The 3,494-nt window shown below is 45.2% G+C and carries 4 protein-coding genes and 2 pseudogenes; 3 read left to right on the forward strand and 3 right to left on the reverse strand.

The genetic code is table 11. The annotated features are described in order from the left end of the window. Positions 1-125, forward strand: a 125-nt coding sequence (locus tag ACEW9J_RS20975) for a transposase (RefSeq protein WP_373547036.1), incomplete at its 5' end; no start/stop codon positions are given. 133 nt (positions 126-258) lie between these two features. Here the strand turns inward: ACEW9J_RS20975 and fba are convergent. Then, positions 259-1,335: a class II fructose-bisphosphate aldolase gene (fba, locus tag ACEW9J_RS20980; protein WP_373547033.1), complete on the reverse strand. Its 1,077-nt coding sequence runs from the start codon at positions 1,333-1,335 to the stop codon at positions 259-261. Positions 1,336-1,661: 326 nt separating this feature from the next. Here fba and ACEW9J_RS20985 point away from each other — a divergent pair, with 326 nt between their 5' ends. Continuing rightward, complete coding sequence (locus ACEW9J_RS20985; protein ID WP_373547034.1) at positions 1,662-1,823, forward strand: hypothetical protein; 162 nt, start codon at positions 1,662-1,664, stop codon at positions 1,821-1,823. Between the two features lie 28 nt (positions 1,824-1,851). After that, positions 1,852-2,193: a hypothetical protein gene (locus tag ACEW9J_RS20990; RefSeq protein ID WP_373547035.1), complete on the forward strand. Its 342-nt coding sequence runs from the start codon at positions 1,852-1,854 to the stop codon at positions 2,191-2,193. A gap of 183 nt (positions 2,194-2,376) precedes the next feature. On the opposite strand, the pseudogene ACEW9J_RS20995 reads toward ACEW9J_RS20990, so the two are convergent. Both ACEW9J_RS20995 and ACEW9J_RS21000 read right to left on the reverse strand, forming a co-directional pair. Next, positions 2,377-3,237, reverse strand: a pseudogene (locus ACEW9J_RS20995) (hypothetical protein). 131 nt (positions 3,238-3,368) lie between these two features. Continuing rightward, positions 3,369-3,494 (reverse strand): annotated as a pseudogene (locus ACEW9J_RS21000) (IS4 family transposase); the annotation flags it as partial.

The raw sequence follows: 3,494 nt of genomic DNA on the forward strand, positions 1-3,494 counted from the left end.
ATAGAACTACGAGTGGTGTCACCGAAGGTATTAATACTAGAATTAAGTTAATTCTCAGCCAAAGTTACGGTTTTGCTAGTTTCAAATCGATGAGAGAAAAACTGTTGGCTTGCTTATTCAAATAATCTCCGCTCCGCTCCGATCATTTGAATAAGTTTAAATTATCACCCTAAGTACAGGAGAGCCATCGAATGCAATAAACCCGACATCTTTGTAGAAGTCGGGTTTATGTTGCTAACCTACTTTAGTTAAGTAAATTTAGACGCTGACAGTAACTTTAGGAGCTGGATAAACACCCTTAGCATACTTAGCTGCAAACTCATCCAAGGATGCAGTTTTGATTTTGCTGCCATTACCAGCAGACCAGAAAGCGTTGTAGCGTTCCGCACATACTTTCTGCATGTACTTAATCGAAGGTTTCATGAAGTGGCGAGGATCGAATTCTTCAGGCTTTGCAGCTAGAGCTTCGCGGACGGCTGCGGTGATCGCGAGACGGTTATCGGTGTCGATGTTGACTTTCCGTACGCCACACTTGATCCCTTTTTGAATTTCTTCTAAAGGTACGCCGTAAGTTTCAGGAATTTTACCACCGTACTTGTTAATCAGTGCGAGGAGATCTTCTGGAACAGAAGAAGAACCGTGCATAACTAGGTGAGTATTGGGTAGACGATTGTGGATTTCTTCGATCCGGCTGATTGCCAAGATTTCCCCAGTTGGTTTGCGAGTAAACTTGTAAGCACCGTGGCTAGTACCGATCGCGACTGCTAGGGCATCGACACCAGTAGCTTCGACAAATTGTACTGCTTCATCGGGGTCGGTGAGCAGTTGGTCGTGAGACAGCGCACCTTCAAAACCATGTCCATCTTCAGCTTCGCCCATCCCTGTTTCGAGGGAACCCAAGCAACCTAGTTCGCCTTCTACACTCACGCCGATTGCGTGAGCGACTTCTACTACCCGACGGGTAATTTCTACGTTGTACTCAAAGCTCGCTGGAGTTTTGGCATCAGCTTCTAATGAGCCATCCATCATCACGCTAGTAAAGCCCTGTTTCATTGCTGAGTAGCAAGTTGCAGCACTATTACCATGATCTTGGTGCATGGCAATGGGAATATTTGGATATGTTTCCACTGCGGCTAAAACTAGGTGGCGCAGGAATGCTTCACCAGCATAGTTTCTGGCTCCACGGGATGCCTGTAGGATGACTGGGCTGTCAGTTTCTTGAGCAGCCTGCATGATTGCTTGGATCTGCTCCATGTTGTTGACGTTGTATGCTGGAATCCCGTAGCTGTTTTCAGCAGCGTGATCCAGCAAAAGCCGCAATGGGACGAGTGCCATGAGAAATTCCTCCTATATTTAAATCTTTAATACTCGATCGACGTTCGCTGGCAGAGCTGGCGAAAGAGAATCTTCAAACCACGATCTTAACTAAGGATACTTTACCAAAGATCTGTGAGTGTTGATACACCCTACGGTAAATAAAATTAACAGGGATTGTTTGGACGATCGATCGCATCAATGCAAGTGTATTATTACTGCCATCGCTCTGGGCACCCTCAGCTATACGCTGTAACTAGTACTGAGCGGCTCAAATAGAGTTACTATTTAGGGCTTGCTGAATTAGTCCCTGATGCTGTTCTAAAGCCTGAACTCCTTGCTCAAAGATGGTTTTGTTGCAAATATTCTCACTCGATCGCTTGAATCTGGCGATCGAGTGCAAGGGTTTTGAGCCTTTCAACGTCAAAACCTTGCACTTAATTTCTGAAAAAAGGCTCAAAACCCTTGCAGTGATTGGCTTGCTGAGATCTTCAGCAAGCCCTATTTAGGAAAGAACTCCAAGAGGCAAGAAAGATAGTGCCCCGACTAAGTGCAGAGCCAATTGAACTAAATGAATTAGAGCGAAAAGAACTAGAACGGTTGCTCAAAAGACCGAGTACGCCACAGCAAATAGCCCTGCGGGTCAAAATAGTGCTGCGTGCAGACAAACAAGAAAGTCATGGCAAAATTGCCAGAGAATTAGGCATCACGAAGAAGATGAGCCGTCTGTGGCGACAAAGATGGCGAGAACTGACGGCAAGACAAGTGCCTGTAGTCGAAAGACTGCTAGATATTCCGCGTCCAGGCAGCCCAAGCAGGTTCACGATGGAGCAGATTACTCAACTATATGCCCTACTGGACGGGTCTCCCGCCCAGTAGCTTGCGAGCCACCAGAGAAATACAACCGCCCGTTAAGTCATTGGAGTGCGCGAGAATTAGCGCTGGAGATGATCCAACAAAGGATTGTAGAGAAGATCAGCGAACGGCATGTTGGCAGATTACTGAAAGAGGCAGATCTTAAACCACACCAGAATGGCTACTGGTTGAATCCCCCCCCGACCATCAGTGACAAGTTAAGCCTGTAAGCTTAACTGTCAAGAGAGTTTGAGAAGCTGGTTGGAAGAAAAACGGGTCGTCAGGATGCCTGTGTTCAGGAAAAGGGGCAATAATCAACTTAACATTGGGTTTACGGATAGTTTTGACAACACCTAGATTCTGATTCTCACCAGCAGCCAAATATTTAACCGGGTCCGAAGCTAAGCCTTTGTGATGTGCCACATAAAAAGATATAAACCACGATAGACCATCTCTAAAGAAATCCGGTCAAAAGGTAATGCTAATTCATCAGCTATCGCATCACCTAAATCAACTAATACAGCATAAAATAACCAAGTTCCCCTCTGTGCCTGTACCCATTCTTACTACTCGGTCACGGATGCTGTAGCTATTTGTGAGTACTCGTTCAAATTGTAAGGCTGCACCCTTTTTAAGTCTCGTGATAAAATGTCCTTCCTGCACGATTAACTGCTGCCAAAATTTAAAATGATAGAATCCTCGATCTAATAGCAATAGAGTTCCTGATGTTGCTAAATTGAGAATGTCTAACTCAAATTTGGTGTCTGATGCTTTGGCAGCTTGGTTACTTACCTTCACTGGCTGACACCACAAGAATCCTTCTCGATCGAGTATTCTGGTCAGTTCTCTTACTCCTGGTACGTTTCTCCACAGTAATGTCAGTACTGCTGCTAGCATCAACGGTAGATTTAAGATTCGATTTCTCAATCCTAGTTGGCGATAGTAATTCGATTGGGCGAAGATTGCTGGTGTCAGTAATTGCTCCAGTTGCGCTGCTACGCTCTTGTCTTCTACTGCTGGTTGGTGTTGCTTCTTTGCACGATCCCGATTTGTCTTGCTGCGGCTCATTCGCCTCTCCCCTTTACTCAAACTGTTGCCTACTTTAAGTTTTATACCTTTTCTTTATCCCCTTGACAAGTCTCTAATTTTCTTAACTTGTCACGAATGGGGTCTCCCGACCATAGAAGTGCGACAAGACAACGACCACCCCACGCAATACAGACTTCAATTAAGCAATACATGTCCCAAAACATGCTCGTATCGATTACCAACACTAGTTCTTCTCCCGACCATTCTTGCAGGAATTGCTCTATGAGCGGACGGTA

The sequence above is a fragment of the Chamaesiphon sp. genome (assembly GCF_041737865.1).
In the GTDB taxonomy this organism is placed as follows: domain Bacteria; phylum Cyanobacteriota; class Cyanobacteriia; order Cyanobacteriales; family Chamaesiphonaceae; genus Chamaesiphon.

Bases quoted from the DNA above. Each gene is read 5' to 3' on its own strand.
- fba (WP_373547033.1), bottom strand. From the start codon at position 1,335: ATGGCACTCGTCCCATTGCGGCTTTTGCTGGATCACGCTGCTGAAAAC.
- ACEW9J_RS20985 (WP_373547034.1), top strand. From the start codon at position 1,662: ATGGTTTTGTTGCAAATATTCTCACTCGATCGCTTGAATCTGGCGATC.